At 69.7% G+C, this 17,891-nt stretch carries 17 protein-coding genes and 2 pseudogenes; 2 read left to right on the forward strand and 17 right to left on the reverse strand.

All coding sequences use genetic code 11. The features are described 5' to 3' along the window. Nucleotides 1-990 precede the first annotated feature (990 nt). On the forward strand, nt 991-1,830 hold the full coding sequence (locus ACZ6KF_RS31460) for a hypothetical protein (protein WP_469241455.1): 840 nt from the start codon (nt 991-993) through the stop codon (nt 1,828-1,830). Nucleotides 1,831-1,843: 13 nt separating this feature from the next. Next, entirely contained in the window at nt 1,844-2,482 is a 639-nt protein-coding gene (locus tag ACZ6KF_RS31465; protein ID WP_469241465.1) for a PDDEXK family nuclease, read from the forward strand. A 119-nt stretch (nt 2,483-2,601) separates the two neighbouring features. Here the strand turns inward: ACZ6KF_RS31465 and ACZ6KF_RS31470 are convergent, their stop codons facing one another. From ACZ6KF_RS31470 to ACZ6KF_RS31550, 17 genes and pseudogenes are all read right to left on the reverse strand, one after another. After that, complete coding sequence (locus tag ACZ6KF_RS31470; protein ID WP_469241473.1) at nt 2,602-3,537, reverse strand: hypothetical protein; 936 nt, start codon at nt 3,535-3,537, stop codon at nt 2,602-2,604. Nucleotides 3,538-4,038: 501 nt separating this feature from the next. Further along, nucleotides 4,039-5,171, reverse strand: a pseudogene (locus tag ACZ6KF_RS31475) (IS630 family transposase). 36 nt (nt 5,172-5,207) lie between these two features. Further along, nucleotides 5,208-5,540 carry a glyoxalase superfamily protein gene (locus ACZ6KF_RS31480; protein WP_469241475.1) on the reverse strand — a complete coding sequence of 111 codons (333 nt, stop codon included), beginning with the start codon at nt 5,538-5,540 and terminating at the stop codon, nt 5,208-5,210. A gap of 74 nt (nt 5,541-5,614) precedes the next feature. Further along, nucleotides 5,615-6,154, reverse strand: a complete 540-nt coding sequence (locus tag ACZ6KF_RS31485; protein WP_469241477.1) for an ASCH domain-containing protein — start codon at nt 6,152-6,154, stop codon at nt 5,615-5,617. Further along, nucleotides 6,151-6,685, reverse strand: a pseudogene (locus ACZ6KF_RS31490) (GGDEF domain-containing protein); the annotation flags it as partial. The pseudogene ACZ6KF_RS31490 and the gene ACZ6KF_RS31485, both read right to left, overlap by 4 nt. Nucleotides 6,686-6,897: 212 nt before the next feature. Continuing rightward, nucleotides 6,898-7,239: a hypothetical protein gene (locus ACZ6KF_RS31495; protein WP_469241479.1), complete on the reverse strand. Its 342-nt coding sequence runs from the start codon at nt 7,237-7,239 to the stop codon at nt 6,898-6,900. A gap of 11 nt (nt 7,240-7,250) precedes the next feature. Further along, the gene (locus ACZ6KF_RS31500; RefSeq protein ID WP_469241481.1) at nt 7,251-7,685 is read right to left on the reverse strand and encodes a Pycsar system effector family protein; all 435 of its coding nucleotides are present in this window, start codon (nt 7,683-7,685) and stop codon (nt 7,251-7,253) included. Nucleotides 7,686-7,798: 113 nt separating this feature from the next. Then, the gene (locus ACZ6KF_RS31505) at nt 7,799-8,335 is read right to left on the reverse strand and encodes a 2'-5' RNA ligase family protein (RefSeq protein WP_469241482.1); all 537 of its coding nucleotides are present in this window, start codon (nt 8,333-8,335) and stop codon (nt 7,799-7,801) included. A 225-nt stretch (nt 8,336-8,560) separates the two neighbouring features. After that, nucleotides 8,561-10,654, reverse strand: coding sequence for a hypothetical protein (locus ACZ6KF_RS31510; RefSeq protein ID WP_469241485.1), 2,094 nt, complete (start codon nt 10,652-10,654; stop codon nt 8,561-8,563). A 186-nt stretch (nt 10,655-10,840) separates the two neighbouring features. Further along, nucleotides 10,841-11,185, reverse strand: a complete 345-nt coding sequence (locus ACZ6KF_RS31515) for a helix-turn-helix domain-containing protein (RefSeq protein ID WP_469241487.1) — start codon at nt 11,183-11,185, stop codon at nt 10,841-10,843. Further along, nucleotides 11,182-12,351 carry a tyrosine-type recombinase/integrase gene (locus tag ACZ6KF_RS31520; protein ID WP_469241543.1) on the reverse strand — a complete coding sequence of 390 codons (1,170 nt, stop codon included), beginning with the start codon at nt 12,349-12,351 and terminating at the stop codon, nt 11,182-11,184. Before ACZ6KF_RS31520 ends, ACZ6KF_RS31515 begins: the two co-directional genes overlap by 4 nt. A gap of 357 nt (nt 12,352-12,708) precedes the next feature. Beyond that, complete coding sequence (locus ACZ6KF_RS31525) at nt 12,709-13,170, reverse strand: RRQRL motif-containing zinc-binding protein (protein ID WP_469241489.1); 462 nt, start codon at nt 13,168-13,170, stop codon at nt 12,709-12,711. Nucleotides 13,171-13,492: 322 nt separating this feature from the next. Next, nucleotides 13,493-14,293, reverse strand: a complete 801-nt coding sequence (locus ACZ6KF_RS31530; RefSeq protein WP_469241491.1) for a hypothetical protein — start codon at nt 14,291-14,293, stop codon at nt 13,493-13,495. A gap of 119 nt (nt 14,294-14,412) precedes the next feature. After that, a complete protein-coding gene (locus ACZ6KF_RS31535) occupies nt 14,413-14,958 on the reverse strand; it encodes a DUF6197 family protein (RefSeq protein ID WP_469241493.1) in 546 nt (181 codons plus the stop codon). Nucleotides 14,959-15,032: 74 nt separating this feature from the next. After that, nucleotides 15,033-15,221: a hypothetical protein gene (locus tag ACZ6KF_RS31540; protein ID WP_469241495.1), complete on the reverse strand. Its 189-nt coding sequence runs from the start codon at nt 15,219-15,221 to the stop codon at nt 15,033-15,035. Nucleotides 15,222-15,271: 50 nt separating this feature from the next. Continuing rightward, complete coding sequence (locus ACZ6KF_RS31545; RefSeq protein WP_469241497.1) at nt 15,272-17,383, reverse strand: chromosome segregation protein ParM; 2,112 nt, start codon at nt 17,381-17,383, stop codon at nt 15,272-15,274. A gap of 85 nt (nt 17,384-17,468) precedes the next feature. Beyond that, nucleotides 17,469-17,885 carry a conjugal transfer protein TraB gene (locus ACZ6KF_RS31550; RefSeq protein WP_469241499.1) on the reverse strand — a complete coding sequence of 139 codons (417 nt, stop codon included), beginning with the start codon at nt 17,883-17,885 and terminating at the stop codon, nt 17,469-17,471. Nucleotides 17,886-17,891: the final 6 nt, after the last annotated feature.

The following is a 17,891-nucleotide window of genomic DNA, read 5'->3' on the forward strand; positions in this document are numbered from 1 at the left end:
CTTGCGGACGGGTCGGCGCCTCCGGCACAACTCGCTGGAACAACTCCCACAGCTCATCCGGCACCAGCCGCTCAACGATCCCCACACCGGCAGACTATCGAACACGCCAAATGAGATGACCTGTTAGGGCCCGGCCCGGCCGCCTTGTCTGGTTCCCGTCCTCGCCGCGGCGGACCGACATCCTTCGCGATGGGCCCTCCGCGCCCGTGTGGCGACCCGTCCGCACCCAGACCAGCACGTGGGCCCACTGACACGTGGCCCCATGCCAGCACGACCCTGACCATGCAGGTCTGCGCAGTGCCGCGCACAAGGCGGCAGTCGGGTTTCAGGGACGAGAGTCCGTCACATCGGTACGGCTGAGTGGAGACAATCACCCGGTGACCAATCGCCGCTCACTGGGCACCGGCCCCAGCCCTGCCAACCTTCCCCCGGTGCTACCGCCCGCGCCCCGTGCACTACTCGCCGCGGAACGCATCCCACCCACCCCCGACCACGCCCAGGGACCGGCGCGCGGCCGGCCGCGCGCCGGTCCCTGGGCGCCGGCCCCGACGGTGATACGCAGCCACCCACGACCTGACGCAGCCGATGCGCAGTCCGTGCTTGAGGGCCGTGGGGTCGGTTGGCGTGATCCGGGCTCATCGGGCGAGGACCGCATCCAGGAAGTGGGCCCTTCCCCGCGTGAACTGCGATGTGCCGTCTTCGTGGCACTGAGCCAGCTGGGGGTATCCCACCCCATGACAGTTGACCGGTCGCGAAGTACCACCGCCGTATCAGTGGCACGCCCCGGCTCCCAGCCGACGACCAGCAAGCACATAGCTCTCCGCTCAACTGCGACTGACACGCCCTCGCTGACATGAAGCCGGCACCTCGCAAACGGGGCGACCGGTCACGCGGCCCGGTGGGTTTCGTGAGGCAGTCCAGCCGTTCCGGTCCTGGTCAGCACGGGTTGTCATGCCGGAAGATGCTCCAACGTGCAAGGGAGGAATCTAGGTGGCGAACGGTTTCGATGCACAGCTGGCCGAGGTATTGAACGCAGCCACGGAGAACATCCGTCGGACGGTGGCAGCAAACTTCATACGAACACCGAAGGTGGAGCTTCCAGCGCCGCTGCTGGAAGGTCTGTCCAAGGCCGTCGCGCCTTTGCAGTCGGTGCTGGAACGCCTGGACTCGATGATGCCGGAGAACTGGCAGGGCCAGCGCCTGGCGTACAAGGACATGGTCCGGCTGATGCAGGAGGGCATGCCCCTGGCGTGGGTGCCCCCGGCCGAGGTGATCCGGCAGTTGCTCGTTGCGGGTGACGCCCCCGCCCGCACGGCGGTCCTTGACGACTGCCGACCAGAGATCCTCGCCTCTTGCAGCGAGGCTTTGGCTGCCGTCACTGACGCACGGTTCTCCGCGCAGAAGACCTTGCTTGAAGAGTGCGTACGGATGACCGAGCGCGGCATGTTCAGCGGTGCGCAGGCACTTGCCGCGAATGTCTGGGACACCCTTGTTCGCGGCCTGGCCTTCGCCAACCCGACATGGCTCACCGATAAGGGCTGGTGGCCCGGCTACGCCAAGATCGGGCGGAGCGTCCCCACCGTCGACGTCGACGACGACGCCACGATCGGACAGTTCCGCAAAGCGGCTGTCTTCCTTCCCTTCGCCAAGACGCTGGAGGAGTTCCGACGCCAGCACCCTGTGCCGGAGGGCTTCAACCGGCACGCCACCGCCCACGCTGCCGGCGCTCTCCAGTACACCGCTGCCAACGCCGTAATCGCCCTCATGCTCGCTGTCAGCGTCCTGCGCGAGATCAACGACCAGGCCTATCCCATACAGCTGCACGCCTGACAGGAACATCGCGATGTCAGAGCCCATGGACGCCGTCCCCACGACCTATGCCGGCACCCGCTTCCGGTCCCGCCTCGAAGCTGACTGGGCCATCACGCTCGACGGCCTCGGCATCTTGTGGGAGTACGAGCCTGAGCTGATCGTCCTTCCCTCCGGCACCCAGTACCTGCCTGACTTCTGGCTCCCTGAGGTGGGAACATGGCTGGAGGTCAAGGGACCGAACACACCCCGGCGGGAGAAGGCGACAGAACTCGGCAAGGGCCGCGCCTGCCATTGCAAGGGTGCCTGCAGCTGCCGGTGGCCCGGTGGCCAATTGGTCTTGCTGGGCTGGCCCTCACACCGCAGCCCGAACCGGCCTGGGTACCGCGCCCGTTACGGTCACGCATGGTGGGGCGCAGCGTACGGTCCAAGCGCCTATCTCATCGAGTGCCCGTCGTGCGTCCGCGCCCACTGGGTCACCCTGCGCAGGCCGTGGCGGTGCCGCGGTTGCCGCGCCAGCCTCGGCGCCACACCCCGTTTCTACAGCCCAGCAGAACAACTGATCCGATTCGGCGAAAGTGACTCGCTCGCGTCGGCTCTCCTCGAAGAGGACATGCGGCGGCTCGCGGAGAAAGAGCGGCTCGCGGAACTCGGAGACGATGACGGCTGGTGACCCCTGCGGCTTCCGCACGATCACCCTAGACGATCAGTGCATTCCTTCCAGCGCACCCGGAAGGAATGCGACTGCGGTTGCCGGGCGGATTCGGCCGGCAACCGCAGCAGAGCCTGGTTTTAGGCGGAAGGCAGTCCGGGAAGGGCGACGCCGGCGTATGCGGCAAGGACACTGCCCAGTGCCCCGCTGACTACGGGCGATTCGAGGATGCCAACGGCTTGGCTGCCCCAACGCCGGAACCTGCTGGGGTTGGGAGATTCGCTGACGGCTTCGGTTTCGAGACGCGTGGCGAGTTCGGTGAGCTCCTGAGCGTCGTCCTCCGGCAGACCCAGCACTGGGGCGGCCTGGCGCAGGGCGCGGGCGAGCATGACGACCGCGGCGGGGTCGATCCCGTCCTTGCTGGTCGTGGCGTTCATGGTGAAGTCACGGCTGTTGGCGGCGATGTTGCCCGTGTTCTCGCCGATGTTGAACGTTGTGTTGCCGCTGCTGTTCCGGCGTTCGTAGGCGCTGACGTCACCGTCGTAGTGCTCCACGCAGTCCTGCCCTTCCGCAGTGATCTCAGCCCGTACGGGCCCCTCGGTCTGACCGGTCTTGATACCTGTGATCAGTCCTTTGGACATCAGGTAGGCCCCGGCGCGGTCGAATTCGGCTGGTGTCAGTCGCTCCCCCGCGAAGAGTGAGAGCGGGGACTGGAGGATGGCCTCGACATTGGGGTGCCCCACACCGTCATTCTTCTGATGCCACAGCCACGTCAGCAGGCCTGTGCGCGCGGCTACGGCGCGCGCTTTGGGGTCAGCGCGCTGGCGTTGGCGTTCTTGCATCCACTGCAGTCCGCGTGGTGTCAGGTTGGCCGCCGGGTCACCCATCGTGGCGTAGTGATCGCTCAGCAGGCCCCATTCCTTGCACGTCTCCAGGAGTCGGAAGGACTGCTCCTCGTTGAGACCGTGTAGTTCACCGAAGGGGGTGATCGTCACGTACTCGGATGCATCCGCGGCCGTCTGGTCGTGGACCCATTCCACAAGCGGCTCATGTAGAGCAGCGAAGTCAACGGCCATGGACGCACTCTCCTTGCTCAGCGTGATGAGCTCATGAGCTTAAGACGGACCACTGACAACGCTGGATGAGCGGCATGCCCGACCGGACGCGACGTGAATGCTCCGGCGTTGAGCAGCGATCTTGGACACGCCAGCGTGCCGAGACCCCAGGCGGGTAGTTGCCCGGGGTCTCGTGCTGTCTCGTCACGGCACGGGGTCACCTTCTCGCGGTGGGTCAACGCCGTTCGATGGTCTGTCCCCTGGTGGCCGTCTTGTGGCGCAGAGGTTCGCCTTCGTGTTGGTTCATCGACCGCGGCCTGCTGAAATCCGACGGGATACCGCATCATCCCGGGCAGGTCTCGGGGGTCTGCCAGCGCAAGGGCTGCCCCGGCCTGACCTGGCTGACCCCTGGGGAAGGCCAGCTCTTCGTCACGTCCGGTGCGAGAGGAAGGACGGTGTCGTCGTGCAATTTGTGGGAGCAGTTCACGCTCACCGGTTCAAAGCCCTCTACCTAGTGCCGCATCAGGCAACGTTCGCCCTGTCGACCACGGCCCGTAGCCGTTGATCGTCGGCGTGACGGTTTCGCCAGATGATGTAGCGACGGATCATGCTGCCCTGCTCCTTGTGGCTGGCGTGGTCGGTGCCGTCGAGGGTGAAGTAGCGCAGGGCGGTGAACTGGGCCTCGATGCGGTTCAGCCACGAGCTGTTCGTAGGCGTGTAGGCGAACTCGACGTTGTTGGCCGCGGCCCAGTCGCCGACCCGGCTGTCCTTCTTCGTGGTCAGGTGCGGGGAGAAGTTGTCGAGCACGATCGCGATGCGGATCTTCGGTGGTAGAGGCTGCGCAGGTAGCGGCAGAACTCCAGGAACCTCGTCCGGTTCTTCTTCGGTTTGATGTGGCCGTAGAGCTTGTCTTTGCCGAGGTCGTAGGCGGCGAACAGGTGCCTGACCCCGTGCGGACGGGTGTAGGTCGCCCGCCTGCGGGGCCTCGGCTCCCGGTCGGGGTCCTTGTGCCGTCCTCCGCGCTCGGCCCACTGTCGGCCGGGGTGGGGCTGGAGGTTGAGCGGGCCGAACTCGTCCAGGCATAAGACGACTTCGGGTTCGCCGTCCTCGGGTATGACCTCGCCGTCGGCGATCGAGTAGAGGTGCTCGACGCGGGCTTTCTTGGCGGCGTAGTCGGGATCGCGGGAGGTCTTCCAGGTCTTTATGCGTTGAAACGACACGCCCTCCTCGCGGAGCAGGACCCGAAGGCCCTCGTGGCTGATGTCGTCGACCACCCCCTCGGCGACCAGGAAGTCGGCCAGCTTGGCCAGGCTCCAGGTCGAGAATGGCAGACCGTGCTCGGTCGGCCTGGACTTGGCGATCTTCTTGATCTCGCGCCGCTCGGGCAGGGTGAATGTCCTGGGCCGACCGCCTTTGTACTTCGGGTAGAGGGAGCCGAAGCCGTCGGCGTTGAAGTTGTGGATCACATCCCGGACCCGGTCCGCGCTGGTGAACGTCACCTCGGCGATCTTCGCCACGGGCATGCCCTGCGCGGACAGCAGCACCATCTGTGCCCGCCGCCACGTCACCACCGACCCGCTGCCCCGGCGGATGATCCGCAGCAGGCGCTGCCCCTCGTCGTCATCGATCTCGCGGACGCATACTCGCTCAGCCACCAGCACAGCTTCCCTGCCGTGCGCTGCCGGCGAGTGTCATTCCGTCGGCGTGCCGATCCGAAGCCGGTTGCCGGCAGGGTCGCGCAGCTCAATCTCACGCGCCCACGGAGCGTCCTTTGCCTGCACACCGAACTCGGAGGCGATGGCCTCGACATCACGAATGCGGAGGTAGACCAACGTGTCGGGACGGGCGTCGCCCTTGTGCTCCGACAAGAACAACCGCACCCCGCCCCGGGCGACCTCGACGAACGCGGGAAGTCCCGGTTCGAAGCGGTGTTCCCACTGCTTGGCGAAGCCCAGTCGCTCGTACCACGCGACCGCCGCCGCAGCGTCCTCGACGCGAAGAATGGGGATGACTTCCTCGTCCATAGAGTCATCGTTGCAGACCGCCCAGGGCGAACGTTGCCTGATGCGGCACTAGTATGGACTTCTCAACTCTGGGCCTATGCGCGGGCCTTGTGACCGGCCCGTTGGCCTTGTGGCTTCGCCTTCGCTGGCGCGTGCGGCAAGAGCAGGCGCGGGGTACCTACCTCGTTGGTATCGCTCAGGCCCTCCCGCGGGGAGGGCGGTTCGACGGACAGTGCGGGGACGGAACCCGTCTGCGCCTGGTCGTGAACGGGAGCAGTGAGCATGAGCGATCGTGAACCGCGGGAAGCCACGGGCACGGCACAACCAGCTCGAAGTTCTTCTGCCTTCCCTTCCACCGCACAGTTCGAGCCTTCTACGTGGCAGTCGGTGATCCCGGCGACGCCGACGACCGCGCCGGTGACCAGCTGGAGGCCGCGGATCGTGCGGCCGATCAGCGGGGTGCGCAGGGCGGGCTGGTCGATGGTCTTGCTCGTATGCAGCAGCACCCAGCCGGTCCGCCACCGGGCGGGGCGGTTCACCACCGTCTTGGCCCCGGCGAGGATGCAGGCCGCGTACGGCTGCCGGATGCTGATGCCGCGGATCCAGTCGCCCTCGGGCAGAGTCGCGGGGCTCATGCGGCTCGCCCCCACACGGCCGTTCCCGGGCGCCCGGCGCGGCGGCCGTTGATGGACGGCACCGTGGTGTGCGCGGGCGAGGCGACGGCGGCGCGGCCCGAGTGCTTTCCGTCGTACAGCGCGGCATCGGCGGCCCGCTGCAGCACGGTCAGGTCGCGGGAGCCGACCGCGTGCGGGGTCGCGGCTCCGACCGAGGCGGCCACGTCGACGGTGCGGCCGTCCTCGAGGACGACGGGGGTGTGCAGCATGCGGACCAGCTGCGCGAGGCGCTGCTCCAGGCGGGCGGCGGGCAGCTCCAGGACCACGGCGAACTCATCGCCTCCGAGGCGGCCGACGGCGGCGCGCGGGCCCGCCCACGCGGTGAGCCGCGCGGCGGTCGCGGCCAGGACGGCGTCCCCGGCCGGGTGGCCCATCGTGTCGTTCACGGCCTTGAAGTGGTCCTGGTCGACCAGGGACCACGGCCGTGTCGTCACCGTGGCGGGCCAGGAGCCGGCGGGCGCGGGCGGTGTAGGAGTCGCGGCGCAACAGGCCCATCCGGCGCTCCAGGATCAGCTTGAGGACGTCGGCGGCATCGGCCGTGGCGTCTTGTCGGCCGGGGTCGTCACTGACCACGCCCCGCAGAGCATCGAGCGAGAGGATCTGGGAGGCCGGCCAGGTGCGGGCCAGCGCCGACTTGCCCGCACCGGAGGCGCCGATCAGCACGATCAGCCCGTTCTCCGGCAGGTCCGGGTACAGCACCGAGGTCATTCGACGTCTCCTTGCGGGTCGAGGGAGCGGGCAGCCCAGTTCAAGCGCTGCCCGGCGTTGTCGGTGATCAGGGTGGCGGCCTCCTGAAGGGGGCAGGAGGCGTCGCCGTGGCGGTCGGGCTCGATCTGCTCCGCCCGCCGTGCGGCGGTGCTGACCAACTGCGCGAGGGCGGGGAAGCGGCCGCCGGGGACGTCGATGTCCTCCTGGAGCTCGCGCAGGATCGCGGCGAGCTCGCGGGCGTCGATGTCGTCGGCGGTCAGGTCGTCCTCGATCTGCTGGACGGCCAGGGCGGCGATGCCAACCGAGGCGCGGATGCGTTGCAGGCGTGTGTGGGCCATCGCGGCCGCCGTCACAGGGCGAGGCCGGGGGTGGCCGGCGCGAGCAGTGCCAGGGCGATGAGCGACAGGTCGATCGCGCGCCGCAGTTGGGTGAACTTGGCCACGGCGAGGGTGGACAGGACCCGGATCCGGGCTGCGCGGGAGTCGCCCTGCATGCAGTCGCGGATCGCGTCCTCGTCGAGCTGCGCCCAGTACGGGAAGGAGGCCCGGTCTGCGCCGCTGAGCCGGGGCCGGACGACCAGGAGCAGCAGCACGGTGGCTGCGCCCAGGGCGAGGACGGCCGCCGTGCCGAACACCTTGGTCGGCAGAGGCAGGTCCTTGTCGGCGACAGACGCGAGGCCCGCCAGGACGGCGCCGTTGAAGGCGAGCAGTAAGGACGACTTGCCGTCCGTTCTGCTGAAAACGCGCGGGTTCGCGGATTCTGGGATGTCCAGCCGCAGGAACATGCACTCTGAGGCGGCCTCGGGAAGTGTTCGCGCGCGGGTTCAGTATGTCGTCCGCCTGCGAAACGCTGCTCAGGCCCGGCAGAGCAGCGGCTGACCGATCACCAGCAGAGGAGTCACCGGAGCGCGAACGACGCCCGCTGCTGCCACCTGGTTCCGTCGTGGATCATCAGATCGACCGACGACACGCGGGCAGTGACAGGAAGCCGGCCGCGAAGGTCGGCCTCAGCCTCCTCCAGCACGGCATCGTCCTGCCCCTGAGCGATGGTCAGATGCGGGACAACTTCGTCGAACTGCCCGCCGAACGGCGGGGCCTCCGGCCACCGGTCCGCAATCGCCTCGGTGAGCTTGCGGAACGGGAGGTCCGGTTCGGGGACGAGATACAAGATCCCCGGGAATCGCCCGCAGTGCTCGAACCGCGTCTCGAAGGACCGGTGACGCCCGATCACTTCTCCGATGGCAGCGTAAGCACCGTCGTCGATGCGGCTCTCGTCGAGGAACGGGAAGAGGACGGTGACATGGGCCGGAACACCCGCATGGGCTGACGGGTCCAGCCGGTCACGCCACGCTCGAACAGCAGGTTCCGCCTCGGGGACCCTCACGATGAGTCCCGACCGCCCTGCTTGAAACTCACCGGAGTCGTCGCCTGCCATCGCACATATGTATCAGCGAGCCCAGAACGGCAGCGACCGGATTACGGTCGCTAGCGGTTGAACCCGACGGCCGACACCTGACTCGACCCTCGCTCAGGTGGGACCAATCGACTCGTTCACGACGAGCGCCCAAGATCGCTAATCGGAGCCTTGGCGGATTCAGGGGCCAATGGACTCGTTCGAAGCAACGGAAGCCGTCGGCCCGAGCTGATGGCCATCGGCGACCTACTGCGGCAGCTTGGCAGTGCGCTCCGGGTGAGCGGCGGTGACGTAGCGCATGGCGGTCGCCTCGGTGATACCGAAGAGCCTCATGAGCGTGAGCGGATCGCCCGTAATGAACGCTTCGTTGAGGATGCGGTCCTGGCGCAGCCGGTCGAGGGTCTGACCCTTGGGCAGGACCTTCTGCATGGTGATCCGGTGCACGGCCGGGTAGTCCGGGTCGGGAGCGGTCTTCTGGGTGACCAGCAGGTGGGGGTTGGCGCTGGTGGGCCAGCGTTGGTGACGGTAGGTGAGCCAGTCGGCGGCCAAGGAGTAGGTGAGTTCCTCTAGGTAGAGGGTGTGCCGACGCAAGCCGCGGTGCAGTTCGAGGGTTCCGCGGGCGAGGTTCAGGTCGGCGGTGAGCGCGGTGCGGATCTCTGCGGCGGGGACAGCGTGGATGGCTGCCAGGGCGATGGCGAGCCGCGCGAACGGGGTGGTGGCTTGGTCGAACAGGCCGGCCAGCACGTCGGAGGGGACCGGCCGGGGGATGCCGGTCAGGTCGCCCACGGGCAGGTGGCGAACAAGGTCGCGGAAGACCAGCCGTTCACGCTTGAGTGCCCGGAACAGGCTGCGCAAAGCGGTGGCGCGCTGGCGGCGAACGGTTCCCTCCAGGCCGTCCAGTGTGTCCTGGATGTGGTCTGTGGTGACTTCCCGAAGAGTCGTCATGCCGGTCGCCGTCCACGCAGTGAGGACCGGCCGCAGGGTGCTCAGGTAGCGGCGGATGCCCTCCCAGCTGCGCGGCTCGCTCTCCCGGGGGCCCTGGCCGCGCAGCGCCCTCACCCAAGCGTCGACCTCCTCGGCGACGGGTTGCGGCAGTGTGGCCAGCACCACCTCGATCCAGGCCAGATCGCGGTCCCGGTGCAGTCCGGGATCGTCGACGAGCAGGCCACGAGCGCGCAGGAACTGGCAGACGGGCTTGGCCGCGAGATGCGTCTCGAGGCGGGCCAGGTCGTGGACGTCTCGCTCATGGAAGGCGTTCTCGACTCCGAGCCAGTAGCTCAGGATCGTGAGGGTGCGAATGTTCTTGTTGAAGCCCGTCCCCTCCTGGTCGCGGCGTTGCTCGGCGAAGTCGTCCACGAGCGCTGTGGCTGCCTCGGTCAGCGGCAGGTCGGCCAAGAGCCGGCCCCGTAGTCGCGCCAGTACCGGTGACCAGTCGCGGCGCATCGTGAACAGGGTCTCCTGTCCCGGGCCGATCGTCGTCGCGGGCGTCACGTCCACGGGCAACGACAAGGGCTCGCAGGCCTGCGGCGACGGGCCGGGTCCGCCCGGGTCGGCGGGCAGGTCGATCACCAACTGCGTGGCGGCATGCCTGCTCCGGTCGTCGTCACGGTAGGGGTGGCAGGCCCGGCAGTGACCGGCGCCCAGCGCCAGCCCGTCCCTGCCGCAGCGCGCGCATTGGCCCGGCTGCCGGTGGCGGCTCATGCGCCAGTCTCGGCACGGGGCGCAGCGAAATCCTGCATGCGGGCTCTCGGGCATCCAGGCGTTGCAGTCGCCGCACGAGCGCGCTGCGAGCCGAAGATCAGAAACGGTCTCGCTGACCAGCAGGCCCGCGCGCAGGAGAGTAATGCAGACCACGTCGCCGGACTTCGGCAGTTCCCGCAGCAGCCGTTCGCACGACAGCTCTGCGCCATCGGCCTCGCGCACCGCCAGTGCGAGCCGCACCATCTCGGCGGCCTGGCAGCGCCATGCCTTGCTCATGTGGCGCTCAGCGGTCAGCGTCAGGAGCACGGGTTCAGCCTTCTCCCAGCCGGACAGCTGGCGAGTGGCAATGGCACGGGCCGTGTCGCGGGTCAAGGTGCGCGGCAAGGCGAACAGGGGAAGCTGGCCCCACACCTGTGGCTCCAGCAGGGCTGACTGATCCCGCTCCACGGTGCGCTGCCTGTTCAGCTTGCGCTTCCACCCGGCACTCACTCCGCGACCGCCGCTCCGGCTGAGCACGATCGGATTGGCCTGGGTGGCGTAGTGGCGGTGGATGCCAACGGTGAGCTGGAGCGCGCGCGGCCCAGCTCCCGGGATGCCCAGCGCCCACTCCGCATCGTCCTCGGCCCGGATGGCCTGCAAGCAGGGCTTGCACAAGCCGTCGGATCCCAGGTGCGCATCGTGCCGGCAACGCGGGCAGGTTCCGCGTACGGGATGTGCGCGGGCGAACTTCTCACAGCCGGAGCAGGCGCGTGCGGTCAGAACCGACCAGCCCAGGCACAACGAGCAGCTGCGGGCAGTCCCTTTCCCCCTGGCCATGACCATTCCTCAGCTCGGAGGCAACGACCGCGGGCCGCCGGCAGGGCGCGAGCGGGGGACCGGCCTCACCGGCCCCGCCGGATCGTGGTCGGCGCCGACCGCGGCCTGGCCGGAGTCCTCAACCGGCCGCGCAGCAACGAGCGGTTCGGCCTGGAGCAGATCGCTGACCGTGCAGCCGAGCGCCGCGCACATCAGATCCAGGTCGTCCAGGCGGACCGTGACCGGCTGACCGCTCCACAGGGCAGCGACCTTGCTCAGCGAGGGGTTGAACCCCACCCGCTGGAAGGCGGCCAGCACCTCACTGGGCCGCCACAGGTCGCGCTGGGCGGCGACCATCCGCAGATTCCACTTCACCGCAGGTTCCCCTTGTCCATCACCAGTCGTTGGGCCGCCCGGTCGCTGGCGGCCACGTTCGCGTGCTCCGGGTCGGCGTGCGCGGTCGACATGTACCGCAAAGTCGTGGTCGCCCAGGCGTGTCCGAGGACCTTCTGCACCTCCCACAACGTCATCCCACGCTCGTAGTTGTGGGTCGCGCAGGCATGGCGCAGCAGGTGCGGAAACAGGTCGGTGACCGGACCGGTCAGGTAGGCATCGGCCGCGGTGTGCAGGGTCTTGCGGAATGCTGAGGGGCCGATCGCCGGCGCGATCGGCAGGTTCAGCGCCGCCACCGTGGTGGGCTTGCGCTCGGAGGGCCACAGCGGCGCCTTCGGGTGCTCGACGTCGTCGCCGAACTCTCCGCGGACCTCCTCGATGTACCACCACAGCAGGGCCCGGCCCTCCTGGAACATGTATGCCTCGCGCGGCCGGGGCCCCGACCCGCCCGCGCCCTTGCCGAGTACGACGAATCGGCCCCACTGACCCAACTCCCAGTGCAGGTCACCCATGGACACCCCGCACAGCTCGTTGGCCCGGACGCCCGACAGGTATGCGACCTTCGTCATCACGTAGTCGCGGCAGGCGACCAGGTACTTGCGCGCATTCGGCAGGTCCTCGCGCCAGCGGCCGAAGAAGTCCCGCATCGCCGTTTGCGAGGGCGGGATCCGCAGCCCGAAGTCGCCTCGGTGCCGAGGTCGGTTGAACGGGTCGATCGGCGACTCGACGCCGTGCCCGAAGCGCCGCATGATCTCGCCTGCGTAGCGCTGTTCGAGGAACGCGAAGTAGGCGTCGATCTTGCCGAACTTGGCGCGCAGGGTCGATGGCGCCCGCTTGCCCGCCCCGGCGAAGTACCGGTCGATCTCGCGGGACGAGAGTTGCCACGGCACCGTGCCGTAGTACTCGCAGACCTCGACCACAGGCTTGATCAGCCCGTCCAGGGTCTTCGGCGCCAGCCCGGCCGCGTCGCGCGCCCACTGGTACTCGGACAAGGTGTCGAGGAAGAAGCTCTCCTCGTCCTGCGCCGAGATCCGGGCCTGGCGCCGCCGCTGGAGTGTGACGACGTCCGCGAGTCCAGACTCGACCGAGACCACCGCCGGATCGACCGGAACGGCCGACTCATCGGCGGGTCGCACGAGCGTCAGCACGCGACTTTCGGAATCTGCCACAAGCCAGCAAATTACGGGCTCTGCTCGCAGAATCTGCGAGTTACCGTTGGAATCTCACACCATCGAGCGACGCACAGGTAACCCTGCTCCTGCCTGCTGACATGCCGTGGTGATGCTCACCAACGGTCGGCGGGAACCCGCGCGTACTCCATTAATCTCGTGGGCGACCGAGGCGCAGGCGTCGTCCAGGTTCTTGTCGGTGTCGGTGGCTGCGGCGGTCATAGGGTGGTTTCCCGATCTCGAAGGGGTGAGGGAGTGGGCGGCCGGCCCTTTGCCGGTGCTGCGGCCGCCCGGGTGGGCCCCGTCCCGGCCTGTGTGGCTGGGACGGGGTTCGCGCTATGCGGCCAGCCGGTGGACGACCGGGGCCGTGGACGCCATGTAGGTGTCCGGGCTGGGCTCGTAGCCCTTGTCGCAGGGGTCGCAGACGCCCTGGGTACGCAGCGGGAGGCAGAAGTAGTACCTCCGGCGGCACTGCGGGCACGTGGATCTTGCGGCCATCGCCCGGTCCAGCGCCTCTTCCTGCGCGAGTGTCGGCACCCGCTTCGGCCGGGCGAGCTCCACGCTGTAGAGCCAGGCCCGGGTGGGATGGATGCACGACTGGTCGGGCCGGTAGGCGCACGCCTTGCAGCGCAGCACCGCGACCGGGCCGTGCCCGCCGGGGCTCAGCCCCAGGTCCCGTAACTGCCGCCGGGTGACCAGCCCCTCGGGACAAGCGCGCCGGTCGAACTCCGGCAGCGTCGCGTCGCTGCGCGGCACCCGCTTCACCTCGCGGCGGCGCTTCTTCCTCATGCGCGGCATCAGCGGCTCCAGGCGCCGGGCAGCCGGTCGGGGCGGTGCGGGTAGCGGGGGCCGGGACGCTGCGGGCGGGGCCGGCCGATCCGGCGGCGCGGGCGGGGGATGAGCACGAGTGATCTCCTCCAGTCGTCGGTGGACAGCGCTGCACCCCGCCGACGTCGTGCTGGTGTCGGCGGGGTGCGGCGGGTGGTGCGTTCGGCCAGGCGGCCTGTCCGGTCCTCGCCCGGCCCCGGCGTGCAGGGCGGGCGAGGACCAGGCAGGGCGTCAGGTCTCAGCGGGGGGCTGCGGGGCCGCAGCAGTCGGGCGGGCGGGGGTGGTGCCGTGGTCAGCGCTGGAGCGGGTGGACGTCGTCCAGGTCGTCGTGCACGGGGGCGTGCTGCGGCGGGATGTGGATCGCGGGGTAGATGTTGACCTGCGGCGTAGCCGGTTCCGGGTTGTTGATGACCGGGCGCAGGCTCAGGCCGCGCAGGGCGACGATGCTGGCGAGGGCCCACATGAGAGCGGCGATGCCGGTGGCGACGGTGCGGCTGTCGGCGGGTGCGGCGGACCACACCATGGCGATGCTGGAGAAGCCCCACCCTGCCCAGAGGATGCGCGCGCCGCTGCTGCCGGCGAATCCACCGATGAGGCCGATCAGCCCGGTGAACTGCCAGAAGGCGTAGACGGCGGTGCCGGGGACGGTGAGGGCGACGCTGTGTTGTCCGATGTAGGAGCGGATCGGGTTGTCGACCACGCCCCACAGGCCGCTGGTGGTGTCGACTCCGGGCGGCTCGATCACCGTGCGCGTGGCGGACAGGCGGTGCAGCACGGCGCTGACGATGTCGCTGGCGGCGTCCAGCAGGACGATGACCGCGCAGACCCCGGCGAGGCTGAGCACGGCCTTGATCCAGTTGCTCATCTCGTGCCAGCCGAGATGCCGGGCCTGGAACAGCTCCTGCCACCGCTCGTGCAGGAAGCCGCCCTGCTCCCAGGACGCGTCCCATGCCTCGCGCAGCCCGGCGAAGCGCTTCGGGCGGGGCACGTCTTCCACGTCGGGCAGCGGCGGCGGGGGCGTCTGGTCGAGCAGGTCGAAGAAGCTCGGGCTGTTCGTGTGCTGGCCGTTGATGGGCTTGTCGTTGGGCTGCATGGCGGGGCAACTCCCTCGCTCGGGTCGGTGTGGTGGGCGGCGGTGCGCAGGCCGGACGGCCTGGCCCGCACCCGACCGCGAGGGGTTCGGGTGCGAGGCAGGTGGTCCGGAGCTGGGGGTCAGAGGCCGCGGGCGTCGGCGAGGCCGGCGGCCTGGTCGAGCATGCGGATCGGGACACGGGCCGATCCGTGCGCGTCGTTGAAGGAGGGCACGGAGTCGACGTCGTCGCCGAACTTGCGGCGGATCGCGTCCAGGAGCACAGCGGCCGCGCCTGCTTCCAGGCTGCGATCGCCGCGGGCCTCGATCCGGATGGCCCCGAGCATGCAGCGGGCGCCGTCCTCGTCGACCAGGACGTCCTTGCACCAGCCGCCGGTGAGCAGCCGGTGGTGGGCGCGCTGCAGGAGAGCCGCGACCGGGGTCGGGTACAGGTCCGGCAGCGGGGCAGGCCCGGTGTCGACGGGGCCGGTGACGACGTCGGAAAGGTCCACCGGCTCGGTGTCGATGTGGGCGGTGTTGACCTCGTAGGCGACCTTGGCTTCGTCCAGCTTCACGGTCATCGCCGTGTTGATGAACGCCAGTCGTTCCTCGAGGGACAGTTCCGTCGGCGGCGTGGGCGCTGTGGTCGTCGGGGTGGTCTGGTCTACGGCGGGGTGGGTCTGGGGCATCGGGGCTCCCTGGGTGCGTCGAAGGCGCGGGGGCGGGGGTGGCGGCGCCTTCGACGCCGGCGGCCGGGGTGGTGTCAGATGCTGGAGATCCAGCCGGTGACGGTGCTGATCGCGCTCGTGATGGTGGGCGCGGCGCCGGTGGAGGCGAGGAAGAAGCCGAACCCGGCGCAGGCCAGGGCGGGGCCGAGGCGTACGTAGCCGCCTCGGATGAGGACGAAGACGACGATGCCGAGCAGGACGACGGCGGAGATCGATACGGCCACGGGCGGTGTGTCCTTCCAGGTGTGAGCGGGGCCCGGCCGGTGCGGGTGGGTCAGACGCCGGAGAGGTTCTTGATGGCCTCCAGCGCCTGGCGGGGCGAGGTGACCGCGTCGCGGCGCGCGGCGGGCTTGCTGCCGCCGCGGCGCTTGCCGCCGCCCTTCTTGGGCGCGCCGTCGTCGCCGTCCTCGTCATCGGGCTCGGGGCCGAACTCGCCGGGCCGGGGCGGCTCGGTCCAGTCGAACCACAACTCGCGCGCTTCGAGCTCGCGGATCTCGTAGTCGGTCAGGGTGGCGATGGTGTCGGGGAAGTAGCCGTCGATGCCCGCCTTGAAGTCCATGAACAGCGTGCGCAGGACTTCGGGCTGCTTGCCTTCGACGATCCATCCGGCGCCACCGGTGTTGGAGTCGGCGGGCGGCTCCGGCTCGCCGCGCATGATCCGCTCGATCCGGCCCTTCTCTTCGGGGGAGAAGGAGCGGGGGAGCGGGTCGGGGATGTGCTCGGGTGCGATGCCGAGGGCCTTGAACATGTCGGTGACCTTCTTCGGCGCGACCTTCAGCACCACGGGGATGCAGTTGTCGCGCAGGTTCTCGCACAGCAGCTGCGTGAACCCGTCCTGGACGTAGATGGACTGGCCGGCCACCTTCAGGCCGACGCCGTACTTGCGGCCCTTGACCGACACCAGCTCCGCGAGGTCCATGATCTCCGCGCCGTAGTCGCCGTGGCGGGCGGCGGAGAGGAACTCATCGAGGTACGCGGACAGCATCCGGTAGGGGCAGCCCGGCCGGGTCGGGTCCCACTCGTGGACCTGGCCGTCCTCCCACGGCATCTCGCCGCGGATCTCCATGAGCGCAACCATGGCCCGCAGGAGCCGGATCATGTAGAGCGCGCCGACGCCGTAGCGGGCGGTGTGCCGGCCCAGGGCGGCCGTCTTCTCGTCCGGGGCCTCGGTGGCCAGCATGACCACGGCCCCCCACAAGGCATCGGCGGCGACGTGCAGGCCCATCAGCTGGGTCTTGCCGCCGCCGGAGGGGGCGACGAAGATTCCGTGCGCGGCTCCCCGGTCGGTGTAGACGCGGTTGCGGGCGGGCTGGCCGTTGCCGAGGTAGCCGGTCACCCAGCGGCCGTCCTTGTCCGGGGTCAGCAGCTCCCTCGTGGCGGGGAAGACCTGCGCCAGCGGGCTGGAGTCCCACAGGGAGACCAGGACCTGGTTGCCGTCGACGGTGACGAACAGCCGGCCTTCGTCGTACTTGGTGCGCAGCGCGGCCGCCAGGGCGTGCTTGTTGACGCGGGGCTCGCCCATCTCGTCGGGGACCTGGGCGATGTAGTGGGTGACCCGGCGGGCGTGGTCGCGGACTTCCTTGACGAACTCCGAGCCGGGCACCGGGCCGCCTGCGGCGCCGATCCGGTCGGCCCACCACTCGTGGGCGGTGGGGGCCTTGCGGCGCCGCTCCGCGGCGTCGGGGGTGACGTGGACTTCCTTCCAGCCGGGCCCGCCTCCGCGGCCGTTCTGCCGGGCCACGTCCTCGATCCGCACATCGGTGACGTCGACTTCGAACGCGGCGGCGACGTCCTCCTCCTTGAGGCCGGTGATGGGCCGTCCGGCCTCGGATGCGCGCAGCAGCAGCGACAGGTCGTGTCGCATGCCGGGGTGCGGGGTGGCCTTGATGACGATGGTGCGGCCGGGCAGGCCGCGGTTCTCCCACAGCTGGCGGACCTGGCGGGTGAAGTGGTCGGCGCCGTCGTCCAGGTGCACCGGCGAGGGCTCGGGGCTGGGCTGCAATTGCGGTGCGGGAGCGGGTGCGGCAAGGGCGGGCCGGTGTCCGCGGCGGGTGTGCCGGGAGAACGGCATCACGAGCAGGCCGGCCGCCGCCCACCCGGCGGCGAGCAGGGCGTCCAGGCAGTAGGGGCCCCAGCCGACGGTGTGCTTCGCGGCGACGTCGACGGCGGCCGCGAGCACGAGCGGCGACCAGCGCAGGACCTTGCGTCCTGTGCCGGGCTCGTCGCTCTTGTAGGCGAGGTACGCGCCGCCGACGCCGGCGGCACCCGCCAGCTGCACGGCCGTGTTGACGGGGCTGTCGGGGTACAGGTTCGGGGCCGCGGCGAGGACCGGGGCGGCCAGGGTGAAGAGGGTGCGCTCCAGGGCGACGCTGCGCGGCACGGACACGAGGCTGGTCTCCTTCGAGAGATGGCGATGGGCGGCCCGCCGTCGGTGGCGGGCCGCCCATCAGGGTTTTCGGCGGGGTCGGGGGTCAGTGGGCGAAGAAACCCGGCTTGGGGGTGCGCTCCCTGCGGCCGGAGCGGACGGTGTCCAGGCCCTCGTACAGCCGCGCGTGCGTACGCCGCGCGTCCGTGGCCAGGCCGGACACTTCCTGTGCCGTCTCGTGGAGCTTTTGAACCTCCGCGGCGGCGCCGCCGAGGGCGACGGCCACCTGGTTGGTCATCTCGATGAACTTGCGGTCCAGTTCGGCGTTGGCGATGTCGACGGCCAGGCCCTCCGCGCGCTGCGCGTTTTGCCGCATGCCGCGCAGCAGCTGCTCGAGCTCGTTGCCCGCCAGCTCCATCGCGGTGCCCAGCGTCTTGAGCTTGTGCTGGACGGCCCTGTACTTGTTGTCGCCGTCGGTCGTGGCGGCAGCGCCGCCGCCGGTGGTGGGCGCGAGGTCGCTCACGGCGAA

This window comes from Streptomyces sp. NPDC046379, from assembly GCF_055587785.1.